Below are 15,073 nucleotides of genomic sequence, written 5' to 3'. Positions count from 1 at the left end.
CACCCATGGTGCATGAATCGACTTTCGAGGCGGCCGCCTTTGCCGGCGCCTCGGCCAACCCGCTGAGCGGCATGGCGTCGCGCATCGACCGCGTGCTCGGCGCGGCGGTCGAGGCCGTGGCCGCGCTGCTGGTGCTCGCCGAGATCTGCGTGCTGTTCGCCGGCGTGGTGTCGCGCTACCTGTTCCACGCGCCGCTGGTGTGGTCCGACGAGCTCGCGTCCATCCTCTTCCTGTGGCTGTCCATGCTCGGCGCCGTGGTGGCGCTGCGCCGCGGCGAGCACATGCGCATGACCGCGCTGGTGCAGAAGGTGCGCCCGCAGACGCGCGCCATCCTCGATGCCTTCGCGATCGCGGCCTCGGTCGCGTTCCTCGTCCTGATCATCTGGCCGTCGATCGACTACGCCCACGAAGAGTCGTTCATCGTCACGCCGGCGCTGGAGGTCAGCAACGCGTGGCGCGCCGCGGCCATTCCGGCGGGCATGGGCATCATGCTGGCAATGGCACTGCTGCGCCTGCTGCGCGTGTGCACCGGCCGGCAGATCGCGCTCGCGCTCGTCGGCACGGCCGCGCTGGTGGGCGCCTTCTGGCTTGCCGCACCGGTGTTCGCCGGCCTCGGCAAGTTCAACCTGGTGATCTTCTTCGTGGTCATCGTGGCGGCCACGGTGCTCTCCGGCGTGCCCATCGCGTTCTCTTTCGCGCTGGCGACCTTCGGCTACCTGGCGCTCACCACGCGCACGCCGCTGCTGGTGATGGTGGGCCGCCTCGACGAGGGCATGTCGCACCTGATCCTGCTGGCGGTGCCGCTGTTCATCTTCCTGGGCGCGCTCATCGAGATGACCGGCATGGCGCGCGCCATGATCCAGTTCCTCGCCAGCCTGCTGGGCCATGTGCGCGGCGGCCTCTCGTACGTGCTGATCGGCGCGATGTACCTGGTGTCGGGCATCTCGGGCTCCAAGATCGCCGACATGGCGGCCATCGCGCCCGTGCTCTTCCCCGAGATGACCAAGCGCGGCGCCAAGCCCGGCGACCTGGTGGCGCTGCTGTCGGCCACCGGCGCGCAGACCGAGACCATTCCGCCGTCGATCGTGCTGATCACCATCGGCTCGGTCACCGGCATCTCGATCGCGGCGCTGTTCACGGGCGGCCTGCTGCCGGCCGTGGTGCTGGGCGCCGCGCTGTGCGCGGTGGTGTGGTGGCGCTACCGCCGCGAAGACCTCAGCGGCGTGCAGCGCTACAGCAAGCGCGAGATCGGCAAGCTGCTGCTGGTGGCGCTGCCGGCCGTGCTGCTGCCCTTCGTGATCCGCGCCGCCGTGGTCGAGGGCGTGGCCACGGCCACCGAAGTGTCGACCATCGGCATCGTCTACGCGGCCATCGTGGGCCTGGTGGTGTACCGCCAGTTCGACTGGAAGCGGCTCAAGCCGATGCTCGTCGACACGGCCTCGCTCTCGGGCGCGATCATCTTCATCGTCGGCTGCGCCACGGCCATGGCCTGGGGCCTCACGCAGTCGGGTTTCTCGCAGGACCTGGCGCGGGTCATGGGCACGCTGCCCGGCGGGGCCTACGGCTTCCTGGCCGTGTCGATCGTCGCCTTCATCGTGCTGGGCAGCGTGCTCGAGGGCATTCCGGCCATCGTGCTGTTCGGCCCGCTGCTGTTTCCCATCGCCAAGGCGGCTGGCGTGCACGAGGTGCACTACGCCATGGTCGTCATCTTCTCCATGGGCATCGGCCTGTTCGCGCCGCCCTTCGGCGTGGGCTACTACGGCGCGTGCGCCGTGAGCAAGGTCAACCCCGACGAAGGCATCCGCTACATCTGGGGCTACATCGGCGCGATGCTGGTCGGCCTGGCGATCGTGGCCGTGTTCCCGTGGTTCTCGACCGGCTTCCTGAAATTCTGATGCACACCACAACAACACACTCACATCCACGGAGCCAAACGCAATGAGTCGATTCCTCGGCGAGATCCGCCAACTGGGCTATGTCGTGCACGACATCGAAGCCGCCATGGACTACTGGAGCACGAAGCTGGGCGTGGGCCCCTGGTTCTACAACCCCCGCGTGCCCATCAGGAACTACCGCTACAACGGCGAGGCGCACGAGCCGCATAACTCGGTGGCGCTCGCCAACTCGGGCTACGTGCAGGTGGAGCTCATCCAGACGCGCAACGACGTGCCATCGATGTACCGCGACTTCCTGCGGGCCGGCCGCACGGGACTGCAGCACGTGGCCTACTGGACCGCCGACTACGACGCCGACCTCGCGCGCCTCACGGCACAGGGTTTCAAGCCCGTGATGAGCGGGGAAGTGGGCGAGCGCGGACGTTTCATCTACTTCGACACCGAATACCACCCGGGCACCGTCATCGAACTGTCGGAAGTCGCGGGCCCCAAGGGCAAGATGTTCGAGCTGATCCGCAACGCGTCGCAGGGCTGGGACGGCAGCGAGCCGGTGCGGCCCTTTCCCGACCTGAGCAAGCTGTGAGCGCGATGGCACCCGAGCGCGTTCGCGCGCGCTACCTGGTCGAGACGCCGCATGACGTGGCGGCCGTCGCGCAGGTGATGGCCGGCGAGCAATCGTGCGGCACCTTCACGCGCGTCGAAGGCGAGACCGACGCGCTGCGCGAGCGCGCACGCGCCACGGTGGAGGCGATCACCGAGCTGGCGCCGGCCGGGGCGCCGAGCCTGCCGAACGCCCTGCTCGAGCGCCAAGGCGCGCGAGGCCCGTGGCGGCGCGCGCACGTCGACATTTCGTTTCCGGTGGCCAACATCGGCGCCAACCTGCCGACCCTGGCCGCGACGGTGTCGGGCAACCTGTATGACCTGGGCGAGGTGACGGGGCTGCGGCTTGAGTCGCTGCAGGTGCCCGCGGCCTACCGCGCGCGCTTCGAGATGCCGCGCGCCGGCATCGCCGGCACACGGCGCGCGACCGGCGTGGCCAGCGGCGCGCTGGTCGGCACCATCATCAAGCCGAACGTGGGCCTGTCCGCGGCGCAGACGGCTGAGCTCGTCGGCCGTCTGTGCGCCGCGGGCGTCGACTTCATCAAGGACGACGAGGTGTGCGCCGATCCCGCGCATGCGCCGCTGGCCGAGCGCGTGCCGGCCGTGATGGCCGTCGTGCGCGCGCATCAGGCGCGCACCGGCAAGCATGTGATGGTGGCGTTCAACATCACCGACGAGACCGACGCGATGAAGCGGCATGCCGACCTCGTCGAACGCGAAGGCGGCTCGTGCGTGATGGCCAGCCTGAACTGGTGCGGGCACTCAGGCATCCAGACGCTGCGGCGGCACACGGGGCTCGCGCTGCATGGGCATCGCAACGGCTACGGCGCACTGTCGCGGCATCCGCTGCTGGGCATCTCTTTCCAGGCATACCAGACGCTGTGGCGCCTGGCGGGGGTGGACCACATGCACGTGCACGGGCTGCAGGGCAAGTTCTCGCAGCCGGACGGCGAAGTCATCGCGTCGGCGCAGGACTGCTTCACCCCCCTGACAGATGCGGCGGACGATCGCGTGATGCCGGCCTTTTCCTCGGGCCAATGGGCCGGCACCGTGCCGGCGACGTGGAAGGCCATCGGCAGCGACGACCTTCTGTTCATGGCCGGCGGCGGCATCCTCGCGCACCCCGACGGCGCGGCGGCCGGCGTGACGAGCATCCGCCAGGCATGGTCGGCCGCGCGCGCGGGCGTGCCGCTGGCGGACGCCGCCAAAGACCAGCCCGAACTCGCCCGCGCCCTCGCCTTCTTCGGCAAGCCATGAGGCCGCGTCCGTCGATCGTCTACTACGGCGACGACTTCACCGGCGCGACCGACACGCTCGGCACCGCGGCGCGCGCGGGGCTGCGTGCGCTGCTGTTCCTCCAAGTGCCCGACGCCGCGCGCCTCGACCGCGCGGGGCCGCTCGACGTGCTGGGCATCGCGGGCGCGGCGCGCGCCATGACGCCCGAGGAAATGCGCACCGAACTTCGCCCGGTGGCCGCCCTGTTCCGCTCACTGGACGCGCGCGTGCTGCACTACAAGACCTGCTCCACCTTCGACAGCGCGCCGCACATCGGCTCGATCGGCGCGGCCGTGCGTGCGTTGCGCGCGGCGGTGGAGCAGCCATGGACCGCCATCATCGGCGGGCAGCCGAACCTGGGGCGCTACTGCCTGTTCGCCAACCTGTTCGCAGCCGCGGGAAGCGGCGCGCAGGTGCACCGCATCGACCGGCATCCGACGATGAGCTGCCATCCGGTGACGCCGATGGACGAGTCGGATCTGCGGCTGCATCTGGCGAAGCAGGGGCTCGCGGATGTGCGTTCCATGCCGTTCACCGCGGCGTCGCGCGGCAGCGATGCGCTGGATGCCGCCTTGCGCCAGGCACTGCACTCGCCGCCAGCGGACGCGGTGCTCTTCGACGTGGCCGATGCGATGCAGTTGCGCGCCATCGGCCAGGTGCTGTGGACCAGGGCGCAAGCCGCCACGATGCTGGCCGCGGGGCCGAGCAGCGTGGTGGATGCGTTGTCGATGGCGATGGGCCCGTCACACCGGGACGGCGGCAGTCCACCGATGGCGCGTGACGGCGTTCCACCCGCCCAGGGCCCGGTGCTGGTGCTCGCGGGCAGCCTCTCGCCCGTGACCGCGCGGCAGGTGGCGGCCGCGAAATCGTTCGACGTCGTGTGGCTCGACGCACAGAAGCTGGCGCAACGCGGCGAAGCCGCCGTGGCCGAGCAGGCCGAACTGGTCATCGGCAGCCTGGCGCGCGGGCGCCACGTGCTGGCCTGCACGCGCGCGCCCGGCGCAACGCCATCGGGCGGCGGCCTGGACGCCCAGGCGCTGGCACGCGCGGGCGGCGACATGCTGGCCAAGGTGCTGGCGAGCGTGCCGCTCAAACGCATCGGCGTGGCCGGCGGCGACACCTCCAGCCACGGCGTTCAGGCGCTCGACGCGTGGGGACTGTCCTATGTCGCCGACATGGGCGCCGGCACCTCGCTGTGCCGCGTGCACAGCGACGACGCCGCGATCGACGGGTTGGAGATCATGCTCAAGGGCGGCCAGATGGGCGCGGAGGACGTGTTCGAGCGTCTGGTGCACGGCTTCGCCTAGAAGAGTGCGGACTTCAAGGGCGTCCGAGGGAGATTACGGTGCGTCAATGCATTCAGGACTTCTGCTCGTGGGGCAGATGGCACACCGCCTCGACGTTGTGGCCATCGGGGGCGATGACGAAGGCCGCGTAGTAGTGAGGATGGTAGTGCGCGCGCAGCCCCGGGGCCCCATTGTCCTGGCCGCCTGCCTCGATCGCCGCACGATGAAACGCATCGACCTGGCTGCGGTCCTGCGCCGTGAACGCAAGATGCAGCGCCACCGGGCGCTCGTCGCTCTCGTAGATCCAGAGCGAGGGCTTGCCGTTCTTTCCCAGGCCCACCCCGTGGGGCCCCTTCATCGCAACGCTCACGCCCAGCGGGGCCAGTGCGCGCAGGAAGAAGGCTTCGCTGGCCTCGCGGTCGCTCGCGCGGATACCGATGTGATCGAACATGAGAACGCCTTTGTCGAGGATATGAAGGTCTGCCTTGACGTTGTAGCCGCTGCCGTCCGGACCCGCTTTGCGATGGATCAAGCCGCACTGTGCGCCGTGCCGCCGACCGCCTGCGGCGTCAACGCGCGCGCTGCACGCGAACCGGCACCGACTTGTACGACGGCGTGCCGCTGCGCGGATCACGGTGCGACAGCGCGATCAGCACGTTGGCCTCGGGGTAGTAGGCTCCGCCCGATCCCCTGGGAATGTCGTAGGCCACCGCGGTGAGGTTCCTGAGCACGGCGCCGGGCGAGGCCGCCTCGCCTTCGAAGGGCACGGCTTCCAGGTCCACGCGGTCGCCCGGCGCCAGGCCTTGCGCGGCCAGGTCGTCGGGGTTCAGGAACACCACGTCCCGGCGCCCGAAGATGCCGCGGTAGCGGTCGTCGAAGCCGTAGATGGTGGTGTTGTACTGGTCATGGCTCCTGAGCGTGGCCAGGGTCAGCACCGCCGCGCCTGCCGCGCGCGGGTCCTCCTGGATGCCCGGCATGACGATGAACTGCGCCTTGCCCGAGGGGGTGTGCCAGATGCGCTGCGCAGGTCCGATCGGCAACCGGAAGCCGCCCGGCTGCCGGATGCGCAGGTTGTAGTCGGCGAACCCCGCCAAGACACCCTCAATGCCGTCGCGGATGCGGCCGTAGTCAGCCACCAGGGCATCCCAGTCGATGCCGTACCGGTCGCCCAGCACCGCCTTGGCGATGCCCGCGACGATGGCCGGCTCCGAACGCACCTGGTCCGACGGCGGCGGCAGGCGCCCGGTGGAGGCGTGCACCATCGACATGGAATCTTCCACGGTGATCGATTGCGCGCCGCCCGCCTGCAGGTCGAGTTCGGTGCGCCCGAGGCAGGGCAGCAGCAGGCTTTGCCTGGCGGTGAGCAGGTGCGATCGGTTGGGCTTTGTCGCGATGTGCACGACCATTTCCAGGCCGCGCATGGCCGCAAAGGTGCGCTGCGGGTCGGGCATGGCCACGGCCAGGTTGCCGCCCAGGCACATGAGGAATCTCGAGCGGCCCGCTTCGATGGCTTCGACGGCTTCGGCGGCGTCGTGCCCGGGCCGCGCGGGCGGCGTGAAGCCGTAGACCCGCTCGATGCCCTGGCGCAGCGCCAGCGGCGCCTTCTCGTCGATGCCCACCGTGCGGTTGCCCTGCACATTGGAGTGTCCGCGCACCGGGCAGATGCCCGCGCCGGGGCGCCCGTAGTTGCCGCGCAGCATCAGCAGGTTCGAGATCTGCTGCACGTTGTCGGTGCCCAGCCGATGCTGGGTGATGCCCATGCCGAAGGCGACGATGGTGGCCTTGGCTTTGCAGTAGAGCCTTGCCACATGCTCGAGCGACGCGCGGCTCAGGCCCGAGGCGCGCTCCACGTCGGCCCATTCGGTGGCGCGCAGGTCATCGGCCAGCGCCTCGAAGCCCTGGGTGTGCGCGGCGATGAAATCGCGGTCGAGCAGGCCCGCGCCGCCGGCGGCCAGGTCGTCGTCATCGAGGGCCAGCACGGCCTTCATGACGCCCTTGAGCGCGGCGGCGTCCCCGCCGACCTTCACCTGCAGGTAGTCGCTGGCAATGTCGGTCGCGCTGAAGGTGACCATCTCCAGCGGGTCCTGCGGCGCCGCGAAGCGTTCCAGCGCGCGCTCGCGCAGCGGGTTGAACACCACGATCGGTGCGCCGCGCCGTGCGGCCGCATGCAGCGTGGTCATCATGCGCGGATGGTTCGTGCCGGGGTTGTGCCCCATGGAGATGATCAGGTCGGCATGGTCGAAGTCTTCCAGCGACACCGTGCCCTTGCCGATGCCGATCGACTGCGGCAGGCCCACGCTGGTGGCTTCGTGGCACATGTTCGAGCAGTCGGGAAAATTGTTGGTGCCGTAGGCGCGCGCGAACAGCTGGTAGAGGAACGCCGCTTCGTTCGACGCGCGGCCCGAGGTGTAGAACTCCGCCATGTCGGGCGAGGGAAGCGCGTTCAGCACCTTCGCGATGCGCGCGCAGGCTTCGTCCCATCCGATCTGCACGTAGCGGTCCGTGGCCGCGTCGTAGGCCATCGGGTGCGTGAGGCGGCCCAGGTCCTCGATGTCGTGGTCGCGCCAGCCCAGCAGCTCGCTCACGGTGTGGCGCTGGAACACCTCGGGCGTGGCGCGCTTGCGCGTGGCTTCCCAGGTCACGGCCTTGGCGCCGTTCTCGCAGAACTCGAAGGCCGAGGTGTGCTTCGGGTCGGGCCACGCGCAGCCGGGGCAGTCGAAGCCGTCGGGCTGGTTGTTGCGCAGCATGATGCGCGTGCCCGAGACGGCGCTCATCTGGCCGTGGATGGCCTTGGCGACCGAGCCCAGCGCGTCCCAGCCTCCGGCGGGGTGTTCGTACTGGCGGATGCCTGCGTCGGCGGAGCGGGTCATGACGTTGTCCTTGGGCGGATTGGAGTGTTCAGTTGCTGCACACGATGCGAAGCGTGCGCGCGGGAAGTCGGTGGCGACCGTGTGCCATCGTGCGGGTTGCCGCTTGCAGCGCGGTTTCATGAAGGCGGCGACATGTTTCATCTGTAGCGCGGCGCGACATTCGCCACGTGCACGGCAACACGGAATTGCATCTGCAACATGGCCGCCTGAAATGAAATGACCCGGCAACCGGCCCGGCGCAAAGTGCATCCATGGGCCACCGGCCAAGCATCAGCCGGCGGTCCATCCACCCTCTCCGATGCGACCGATACAACCTGCAGGCACTTCCATGTCCATGACACCTGAATCCACCATCGCCCGCCGCCAGGCGCCCTTGCACACGCCGACCGCGCTTGGCGCCGAGGCCCGGCGCGACATCGGCGGCGGCCTTGCCGCCCTGCTGGCGGACAGCTTCGCGCTGTACCTGAAGACCAAGAACTTCCACTGGCACATGTCGGGCCCGCACTTTCGCGACTACCACCTGATGCTCGACGAGCAGTCGGACCAGATCTTCGCCATGACCGACCCCATCGCCGAGCGCGCCCGCAAGCTGGGAGGCACCACGCTGCGCTCGATCGGCGACATCACGCGCCACCAGCGCCTGTCGGACAACGATGCGCCGTTCGTCACCCCGGCCGACATGCTGGCCGAGCTGCGCGAGGACAACCTGCGCCTGGTCGACTTCATGCGCGCCACGCACGGCATGTGCGACGGCTACGGCGACGTGGCCACGGCCAGCCTGCTGGAGGTCTGGATCGACGAGACCGAGCGCCGCGCATGGTTCCTGTTCGAGAGCGGCCGCCAGGGCTGAACGGACGATGGCACCGGGACGCAAGGGCCCGGTGCGCGCCGCCTCAGTGCAGCACCTGCACCTGCGGCTCGAACACGTAGCCCGCCCCGCGCTCGGTGCGGATCATCTTCGGCGCCGAGGCATCGATCTCGATCTTGCGGCGCAGCCGCAGGATCTGCACGTCGATGGAGCGGTCGTACACCTCGGCGCCATGCAGGCGCGACAGCTCCAGCAGCTGGTCGCGCGAGAGCACGCGCTGGGGCTGCTCGCACAGCGCCAGCAGCAGGTTGAATTCGCCGTTGCTCAGTTCCACGCGCTGCCCCTCGGGCGAGGTCAGCCGGCGCGCCAGCAGGTTCAGCTCCCAGCCCGCGAAGCGGTAGGCCCGGCGCTTGGTGCTGCGCCCGGCCGGCGCCGCCTCGGTGCGCGCCTGATAGCGGCGCAGCACGGCGCGGATGCGCGCGAGCATTTCCCGGTTGCTGAAGGGCTTGGTGACGTAGTCGTCGGCGGCGATCTCCAGGCCCATGACACGGTCGGCCTCGTCCTGCTTGCCGGTGACGATGATCACCGGCAGCTCGCTGGTGTCGCGCAGGCCGCGCGCCAGCTGCATGCCATCCTCCCCGCCCAGGCGCAGGTCGAGCAGCACCAGGTCGATGACCGTCTCCTGCAGCACCGCGGTCATCTCGGCGCCGCTGGCCACGGCCGTCACCTGGAATTCGTTCTCCGTCAGGTACGCGGACATCAGCTCGCGCAGTGCCGGGTCGTCGTCGACCACGAGGATGTGGGGTGCAGCAGTGTTCATGGCGCCCGAAGCGTAATTCAATTGGTCCTACGGGCGCCTACCGGCACATTACAAATGAAATGAAGCGCCGCCGATCTGACATCGCCCCGGCACCTGCGTCGGCGCCAATACGTTCCTGGGGCGCTGGAGCGCCGGCACGAACAGGGACTGATTTCATGTCGAACATCATGGTTTTCGAGGAAGATGGCGCGATGCGCGTGCTGATCTCCGAATGGCTGGGCAGCGAGGGACACCGGGTCCGCTCGCTGCCGCGGCATGGCGCCGCGCTCGACGCCGCGGCCGACCCCACGGTCGACCTCGTCGTGCTCGACCTGCCGCATCCGCGCTCGCGCAGCGGCGACGCCTTGCGCGCCGTGCAGGCGGTGCACGCCGCGTATCCGCGCTCGGCGGTCGTCGGCATCTCCGCGCAGGTGGCGCGCAGCCTGGGCGACACCTCGGAGGTCACCCGGGCGCTGGGGGTCAGCCGACTGCTCGCCAAGCCCTGCTCCCGGGAAGAGCTGCTGGGCGCCGTCGCGGCCGCCCTCGCCGCATGACGTCGAGCGAGCGGCTGCGACAGCGGATCATCGCGGCGGGCGTGGTGCTGGTGGCGGCATTCGCCGGCTCGGCGGTCTATGACGGCTGGCGCCTGCATCAGCAGATCACCTTCGCGACCGAACGCGAGCTCGGCAACCTCGCCAAGGCCCTGGCCGAGCAGGGCGCCCGCAACCTCCAGGCCGTCGACCTGCTGCTGCGCGACACCGGCGAGTGGTGGGAGACCACCGGCCGTGCGCTGGCGCCCGAAGCCGTCGCGGAGGCGCTCGCCTCGCGCGTGGTGGGCGTGTCGCAGGTCAGCGTGCTGACGGTGGTCGACGCCCAGGGCCGGCAGCGGCACCGCTCGCGCGTCACGGGCGAGCCGCTGGCCGACGTCTCGGACCGGCCGTACTTCCAGCACCAGCGCCAGGGCTCCGCGGACGGCCTGTTCATCAACGAGCCGGTCGTCACGCGCACCGACGGGCGCCCCGCACTGGTGGTGTCACGCCGGCTCACGGCGCCGGGGGGCGGCTTCGACGGGGTCGTCACCGCCATCGTCACCTTGCAGGAACTGCAGGCCGCCTATTCGGCCCTGGCGCTGGGGGAAGGCAGCGCGCTGCTGCTCACGCTGGACGACGGCACGCTGGTGGTGCGCCAGCCGGAGGAGCCCGGCATGCCCAGCGGCCAGCGCTTTCCGGAACTCACGGCGCTGCGGGGCGCCCCGCTGATCGACCGCTCGGTGAGCCCCGTCGACGGCAGGGCCAAGCTGGTCGCCGCCGTGGGCCTGGGCAAGCGGCCGCTGACCCTGACCATCACGCGCGACGAACACCATGCGCTGCGCCCCTGGCACGACGAGATGCGAAGCGCCATCGTGCGCACGCTGCTGCTCGCGACGCTGGTGGTGCTCACGATCGCCGGGCTGTTGCGCCAGCTGCGGCGCCTGGAAGCCGGCGAGGCCGAGAAGGCGGCACTGCAGGCGCGGCTGCAGAAGGCCCAGCGGCTGGAGTCGCTGGGCACGCTGGCCGGTGGCATCGCCCACGACTTCAACAACATCCTGGGCGCGATCCTCGGTTTCGGCGAGATGGCCCAGCAGCATGCCGAGCCCGGCAGCGACATGCGCCGCTACATCGACCGCGTGATGCAGGCCGGCGCGCGCGCGCGCGTGCTGGTGCGCCGCATTCTCGAGTTCAGCCGCAGCGGCGTGGCCGAGCGCCTGCCGGTGAACATCCAGGCCGTGGTGGAAGAGGCCCTGGCGATGCTGCGCCCGACATTGCCCGAGGCCATCCGCATCGACACGCGGCTGGAGGCCGGCACGGCCGCCGTGCTGGGCGACGGCACGCAACTGCACCAGGTGGTGATGAATCTGTGCACCAACGCCGCCCAGGCGCTGGGCGACGGCGGCAGCATCGTGGTCGGGCTGGATCGCGCCACCTCGAGCGTGGCGCAGCCGATGCTGCATGGCGAACTGGCTCCTGGCACCTACGTGCGGCTGGTGGTCGCCGACACCGGCGCGGGCATGCCGCCCGAGGTGCTGCAGCGCGCCTTCGATCCCTTCTTCACCACCAAGAAGCTGGGCGAAGGCACGGGCCTGGGACTGTCGATGGTGCACGGCATCGTCACCGACCTGGGCGGCGCCATCGACATCGAGTCCGAGCCCGGCCACGGCACGCGCGTGACGGTGTGGCTGCCAGTGTGCGGCGAGTCCGAGGCGCCGCCCGCGCGCGCCGACCCGGCCTGGCCGCGCGGCAACGGGCAGGTCGTGATGGTGGTGGACGACGAGCGGCCGCTGGTCGAGCTGGCCGAGGAACTGCTGGCCGAGCTGGGCTACGAGCCGGTCGGCTTCGATTCGAGCGAACGCGCGCTGGAGGCCTTCCTGGCCGACCCGCAGCGCTTCGATGCGGTGCTCACCGATGAGATGCTCCCCGGCATGGCAGGCAGCGAGCTCGCCGCCAGGGTGCTCGCCCTGCGTCCCGGCCTGCCGGTGATCCTGGCCAGCGGCAATGTCGGTGCGGCGCTCGAGCAGCGTGCGCGCGAGGCCGGCGTGGTCGCGCTGCTGCGCAAGCCGCTGGGCTTGCAGGAGCTCGCGGAAAGCCTTGCTCACGCGCTGGACGCACGCTGACGGCGCGCGATGGACTGAGAGCTTGCAGGGCGCATTACGGCTGAAACAGGCACACCGCCCGCTGCAATGCCCGCGCAACACGCGGCGTCGACAGTGAAGGCTCCATTCACCCCCAGGAGTTCTTCATGAGCAGCATCACCACCGCCGACGGCACCGAGATCTACTACAAGGACTGGGGCAGTGGCCAGCCCGTCGTGTTCAGCCACGGCTGGCCCTTGTCTTCCGACGCCTTCGAGGACCAGATGTTCGCGCTGGCCTCGCAAGGCTTTCGCTGCATCGCGCACGACCGCCGCGGCCACGGCCGTTCCAGCCAGCCCTGGCAGGGCAACGACATGGACACGTACGCCGACGACCTGGCCGAACTGGTGAAGAAGCTCGACCTCAGGGACGCCATTCACGTCGGCCACTCGACTGGCGGTGGCGAGGTCGCGCGCTACATCGGCCGCCACGGCACCGCGCGCGTGGCCAAGGCCGTGCTCATCGGCGCCGTGCCGCCGCTGATGGTCAAGACGCCCGCCAACCCGGGCGGCACACCGCTGGCGGCCTTCGACCAAATCCGCACCGCCGTGCTGGCCGACCGCTCGCAGTTCTGGAAGGACCTGAGCATGCCCTTCTACGGCTTCAACCGCCCGGGCGCGAAGGTGTCCGAAGGGGTGCGCGAATCGTTCTGGCAGCAGGGCATGGCGGCAGGTATGCCGGCCTCGTATTTCTGCGTCAAAGCGTTCTCGGAAACCGACCTCAGCGAGGACCTGAAGAAGTTCGATGTGCCCACCCTCATCCTCCACGGCGACGACGACCAGATCGTGCCCATCGCCGACTCGGCGCTGCTGTCGGCGAATCTGGTGCAGGGTGCGGTGCTGAAGGTCTACCAGGGCGCGCCGCACGGCATGTGCACCACGCGCAAGGATGACGTCAACAGCGATCTGCTGGCGTTCGCGCAGGGCTGAACGCGGCGCGAGGTGGCCGCAGGGGCATCCCGCCGCGGGCGCTGCCCCAGGTCCTGGCAGCAGCTGCGGCGCGCCATGAATGACCTGCAATGTCATGAATACTGATAAATATTGTCCTTTCTAGACATGGTGAAGACGCCGAAGATTCGGTCGAACGCGTACCGGAGCTCTCCGGCGCAAGCACCCGCATCCAACGATCGCCGCCATTCTGGAAGGACTTCGAATTGATCCATTTCGACCATCTTTGCCTCGCAACGCCCAACGTCTACGAATCCACCTTCAGGCTCAGCCAGGAGACGGGCCTGGGCAACTACGACGGGGGCTTTTTTCCGCTCTACGGCGTCGGCCATCGCGTGGTGCCCTTGGCGCCGGACGTGTACATCGAGCTTGAAAGCATCGTGGACCAGCGAAAGCTGCGAGACGGCGTTCCCTTCACGGCCTTCATGGCGCGCCAGACGCAGGCGGGCGAACGCTTCATCGGCTGGTGCCTTCGCGCGGACACCCGCGACGAACTCGACGCGTTCGCCGCGCACCATCGCACCACGGTGGACGAGCGCACGACCGGCAAGGACGCCGGGCGCCAGATGATGAACGGGACGCGCGGCTTCGCGCTGCAGACACCCAGCGCTCTCACGGCATGGCCGTCGGGCAAGCCCAACCTGTATTTCAAGCCCGACGCGGGCACGCATGCGGCGAGCCTGCCGGTCGTTCCGGGATCGGGTACCACCCACGGGCGCGGCATCGCGTGGATCGAGATCGGCGAGTCCGAGACGGCGCTGGCCGCATGGCTGGGCGATGTGGCCTCGCCGCGCGGCTTTCCCTTCGAGATCCGCTACAACGGCGGCCCCGCGGGCTTCTACGCCGTCGGCGTGGACACGGACCAAGGCGTCAAGGAAATCCGGCGCGCCGCCGTGCAACTGGAGGCCCCATGAAGGCGCTGCTTCGCGCCCGCGGCGTGCTGGCGCTGGCGGCGGCGCTGTTCGCGGCGGGCCTCGCACAGGCCCAGGTGGCCTACCCGAGCCGTCCCGTCTCGATCGTCATCGGCTACCCGGCGGGCGGCAGCGTCGACGCCGTGGGGCGCGCCGTGGCCGACGGCCTCGCCAGGCAGCTGGCCGCCCCCGTCGTGGTCGAGAACCTGGGCGGTGCCGCCGGGGCCATCGGCGTGCAGCGTGTCGTCAACGCCGCGCCCGACGGCCACACGCTGGTCTTCGGCTCCAGCAGCGAATTCGTCGCCACGCAGCTGCTCAATCCGGCCCAGAAATACGACGCCTCGAAAGACCTGGTGCCCGTGGGCTACGTGGGTGCCATTCCGCTGGTGCTGGTCGCATCCACGCAAAGCGGCGTGAAGACGCTCGAGCAGTTCGTCTCGGCCGTGAAGGCGAACCCGGGCAAGTACAGCTACGGGACCTCGGGCATCGGCTCGATGCTGCACTTCTCGGGCGAGCTCGTGAAGAAGCAGGCGGGGCTGTCGATCACGCACATTCCCTATCGCGGCGCGAGCAACATCGGCAGCGACCTGGCCGGCGGCTCGATCGAGTTCGCATTCCTCGGGCCTGGGGCCGCCAAGCCCTTCATCGACAGCGGTCGCATCGTGCCGGTCGCGGTGACCAGCGCGCAGCGCATCGCCCTGCTGCCCGCCGTTCCCGCGCTGGGCGAGCATCCCGCGCTCAAGGGCTACGACCTGGTGGCCTGGTATGCACTGATGGCGCCGCGCAAGACACCGCCGGACATCGTCGCCAAGCTCCAGGCCGCACTGAAGGACACCTTGCGCGAACCGGCCGTGCGCCAGCGCCTGGAGCTGATCGGCGTCGTGGTCGGCCGCGGCGACGAGAACCTTGCGCAGATCATGACGAAGGACGAGGGCCAGTATCGGCGCATCGTCGAGTTCGCGGGCATGCGCCAGTAGGACGCGGGCCTCGCGCGGCTCGAGCCCCGCGCGACGC

At 69.8% G+C, this 15,073-nt stretch carries 13 protein-coding genes; 10 read left to right on the top strand and 3 right to left on the bottom strand.

Features of this window, described 5'->3' with window-relative positions; all coding sequences use genetic code 11:
- The first annotated feature begins 5 nt into the window (after positions 1-5).
- From AC1RVW_RS01780 to AC1RVW_RS01765, 4 genes are read left to right on the top strand one after another with little or no spacing between them, the layout of a single operon-like run.
- On the top strand, positions 6-1,895 hold the full coding sequence (locus AC1RVW_RS01780) for a TRAP transporter large permease (RefSeq protein ID WP_493197671.1): 1,890 nt from the start codon (positions 6-8) through the stop codon (positions 1,893-1,895).
- A 43-nt stretch (positions 1,896-1,938) separates the two neighbouring features.
- The gene (locus AC1RVW_RS01775) at positions 1,939-2,478 is read left to right on the top strand and encodes a VOC family protein (RefSeq protein ID WP_285414748.1); all 540 of its coding nucleotides are present in this window, start codon (positions 1,939-1,941) and stop codon (positions 2,476-2,478) included.
- Between the two features lie 5 nt (positions 2,479-2,483).
- Complete coding sequence (locus AC1RVW_RS01770; RefSeq protein ID WP_409196872.1) at positions 2,484-3,752, top strand: ribulose-bisphosphate carboxylase large subunit family protein; 1,269 nt, start codon at positions 2,484-2,486, stop codon at positions 3,750-3,752.
- Positions 3,749-5,077, top strand: a complete 1,329-nt coding sequence (locus AC1RVW_RS01765; RefSeq protein ID WP_493197669.1) for a four-carbon acid sugar kinase family protein — start codon at positions 3,749-3,751, stop codon at positions 5,075-5,077. The genes AC1RVW_RS01770 and AC1RVW_RS01765 overlap by 4 nt, the downstream gene beginning before the upstream one ends.
- A 52-nt stretch (positions 5,078-5,129) precedes the next feature.
- Here the strand turns inward: AC1RVW_RS01765 and AC1RVW_RS01760 are convergent, their stop codons facing one another.
- Both AC1RVW_RS01760 and AC1RVW_RS01755 read right to left on the bottom strand, forming a co-directional pair.
- Positions 5,130-5,507 (bottom strand): VOC family protein, encoded by a 378-nt coding sequence (locus tag AC1RVW_RS01760; protein ID WP_493197730.1) that lies wholly within the window; start codon positions 5,505-5,507, stop codon positions 5,130-5,132.
- Positions 5,508-5,625: 118 nt separating this feature from the next.
- The gene (locus AC1RVW_RS01755) at positions 5,626-7,926 is read right to left on the bottom strand and encodes an FdhF/YdeP family oxidoreductase (RefSeq protein WP_493197668.1); all 2,301 of its coding nucleotides are present in this window, start codon (positions 7,924-7,926) and stop codon (positions 5,626-5,628) included.
- 328 nt (positions 7,927-8,254) lie between these two features.
- Between AC1RVW_RS01755 and AC1RVW_RS01750 the strand changes: the two genes are divergently transcribed.
- The gene (locus AC1RVW_RS01750; protein WP_081270340.1) at positions 8,255-8,776 is read left to right on the top strand and encodes a Dps family protein; all 522 of its coding nucleotides are present in this window, start codon (positions 8,255-8,257) and stop codon (positions 8,774-8,776) included.
- Between the two features lie 43 nt (positions 8,777-8,819).
- Here the strand turns inward: AC1RVW_RS01750 and AC1RVW_RS01745 are convergent, their stop codons facing one another.
- On the bottom strand, positions 8,820-9,554 hold the full coding sequence (locus AC1RVW_RS01745) for a response regulator (RefSeq protein WP_081270341.1): 735 nt from the start codon (positions 9,552-9,554) through the stop codon (positions 8,820-8,822).
- 155 nt (positions 9,555-9,709) lie between these two features.
- On the opposite strand from AC1RVW_RS01745, the gene AC1RVW_RS01740 reads away from it, so the two are divergent.
- The 5 genes from AC1RVW_RS01740 to AC1RVW_RS01720 all read left to right on the top strand — a co-directional run bounded on the left by AC1RVW_RS01740 (position 9,710) and on the right by AC1RVW_RS01720 (position 15,036).
- Positions 9,710-10,087 carry a response regulator gene (locus AC1RVW_RS01740; protein WP_172839931.1) on the top strand — a complete coding sequence of 126 codons (378 nt, stop codon included), beginning with the start codon at positions 9,710-9,712 and terminating at the stop codon, positions 10,085-10,087.
- Positions 10,084-12,183: an ATP-binding protein gene (locus AC1RVW_RS01735; RefSeq protein WP_493197665.1), complete on the top strand. Its 2,100-nt coding sequence runs from the start codon at positions 10,084-10,086 to the stop codon at positions 12,181-12,183. The genes AC1RVW_RS01740 and AC1RVW_RS01735 overlap by 4 nt, the downstream gene beginning before the upstream one ends.
- Before the next feature lie 125 nt (positions 12,184-12,308).
- On the top strand, positions 12,309-13,130 hold the full coding sequence (locus AC1RVW_RS01730; protein WP_493197663.1) for an alpha/beta fold hydrolase: 822 nt from the start codon (positions 12,309-12,311) through the stop codon (positions 13,128-13,130).
- 224 nt (positions 13,131-13,354) lie between these two features.
- On the top strand, positions 13,355-14,062 hold the full coding sequence (locus AC1RVW_RS01725; RefSeq protein WP_285412496.1) for a VOC family protein: 708 nt from the start codon (positions 13,355-13,357) through the stop codon (positions 14,060-14,062).
- Positions 14,059-15,036, top strand: a complete 978-nt coding sequence (locus AC1RVW_RS01720; RefSeq protein ID WP_493197661.1) for a Bug family tripartite tricarboxylate transporter substrate binding protein — start codon at positions 14,059-14,061, stop codon at positions 15,034-15,036. Before AC1RVW_RS01725 ends, AC1RVW_RS01720 begins: the two co-directional genes overlap by 4 nt.
- Positions 15,037-15,073: the final 37 nt, after the last annotated feature.

The sequence above is a fragment of the Variovorax sp. MPBD4-3 genome, from assembly GCF_058809745.1.
The sequence above is the reverse complement of the archived record's forward strand: the minus strand, read 5'-3'. Positions and strand labels throughout refer to the sequence as shown.

What these genes read in the sequence shown, in the direction of transcription:
- AC1RVW_RS01780 (WP_493197671.1), top strand. Translation starts at nt 6, where the DNA reads ATGGTGCATGAATCGACTTTCGAGGCGGCCGCCTTTGCCGGCGCCTCG.
- AC1RVW_RS01775 (WP_285414748.1), top strand. Translation starts at nt 1,939, where the DNA reads ATGAGTCGATTCCTCGGCGAGATCCGCCAACTGGGCTATGTCGTGCAC.
- AC1RVW_RS01770 (WP_409196872.1), top strand. Translation starts at nt 2,484, where the DNA reads ATGGCACCCGAGCGCGTTCGCGCGCGCTACCTGGTCGAGACGCCGCAT.
- AC1RVW_RS01765 (WP_493197669.1), top strand. Translation starts at nt 3,749, where the DNA reads ATGAGGCCGCGTCCGTCGATCGTCTACTACGGCGACGACTTCACCGGC.
- AC1RVW_RS01760 (WP_493197730.1), bottom strand. Translation starts at nt 5,507, where the DNA reads ATGTTCGATCACATCGGTATCCGCGCGAGCGACCGCGAGGCCAGCGAA.
- AC1RVW_RS01755 (WP_493197668.1), bottom strand. Translation starts at nt 7,926, where the DNA reads ATGACCCGCTCCGCCGACGCAGGCATCCGCCAGTACGAACACCCCGCC.
- AC1RVW_RS01750 (WP_081270340.1), top strand. Translation starts at nt 8,255, where the DNA reads ATGTCCATGACACCTGAATCCACCATCGCCCGCCGCCAGGCGCCCTTG.
- AC1RVW_RS01745 (WP_081270341.1), bottom strand. Translation starts at nt 9,554, where the DNA reads ATGAACACTGCTGCACCCCACATCCTCGTGGTCGACGACGACCCGGCA.
- AC1RVW_RS01740 (WP_172839931.1), top strand. Translation starts at nt 9,710, where the DNA reads ATGTCGAACATCATGGTTTTCGAGGAAGATGGCGCGATGCGCGTGCTG.
- AC1RVW_RS01735 (WP_493197665.1), top strand. Translation starts at nt 10,084, where the DNA reads ATGACGTCGAGCGAGCGGCTGCGACAGCGGATCATCGCGGCGGGCGTG.
- AC1RVW_RS01730 (WP_493197663.1), top strand. Translation starts at nt 12,309, where the DNA reads ATGAGCAGCATCACCACCGCCGACGGCACCGAGATCTACTACAAGGAC.
- AC1RVW_RS01720 (WP_493197661.1), top strand. Translation starts at nt 14,059, where the DNA reads ATGAAGGCGCTGCTTCGCGCCCGCGGCGTGCTGGCGCTGGCGGCGGCG.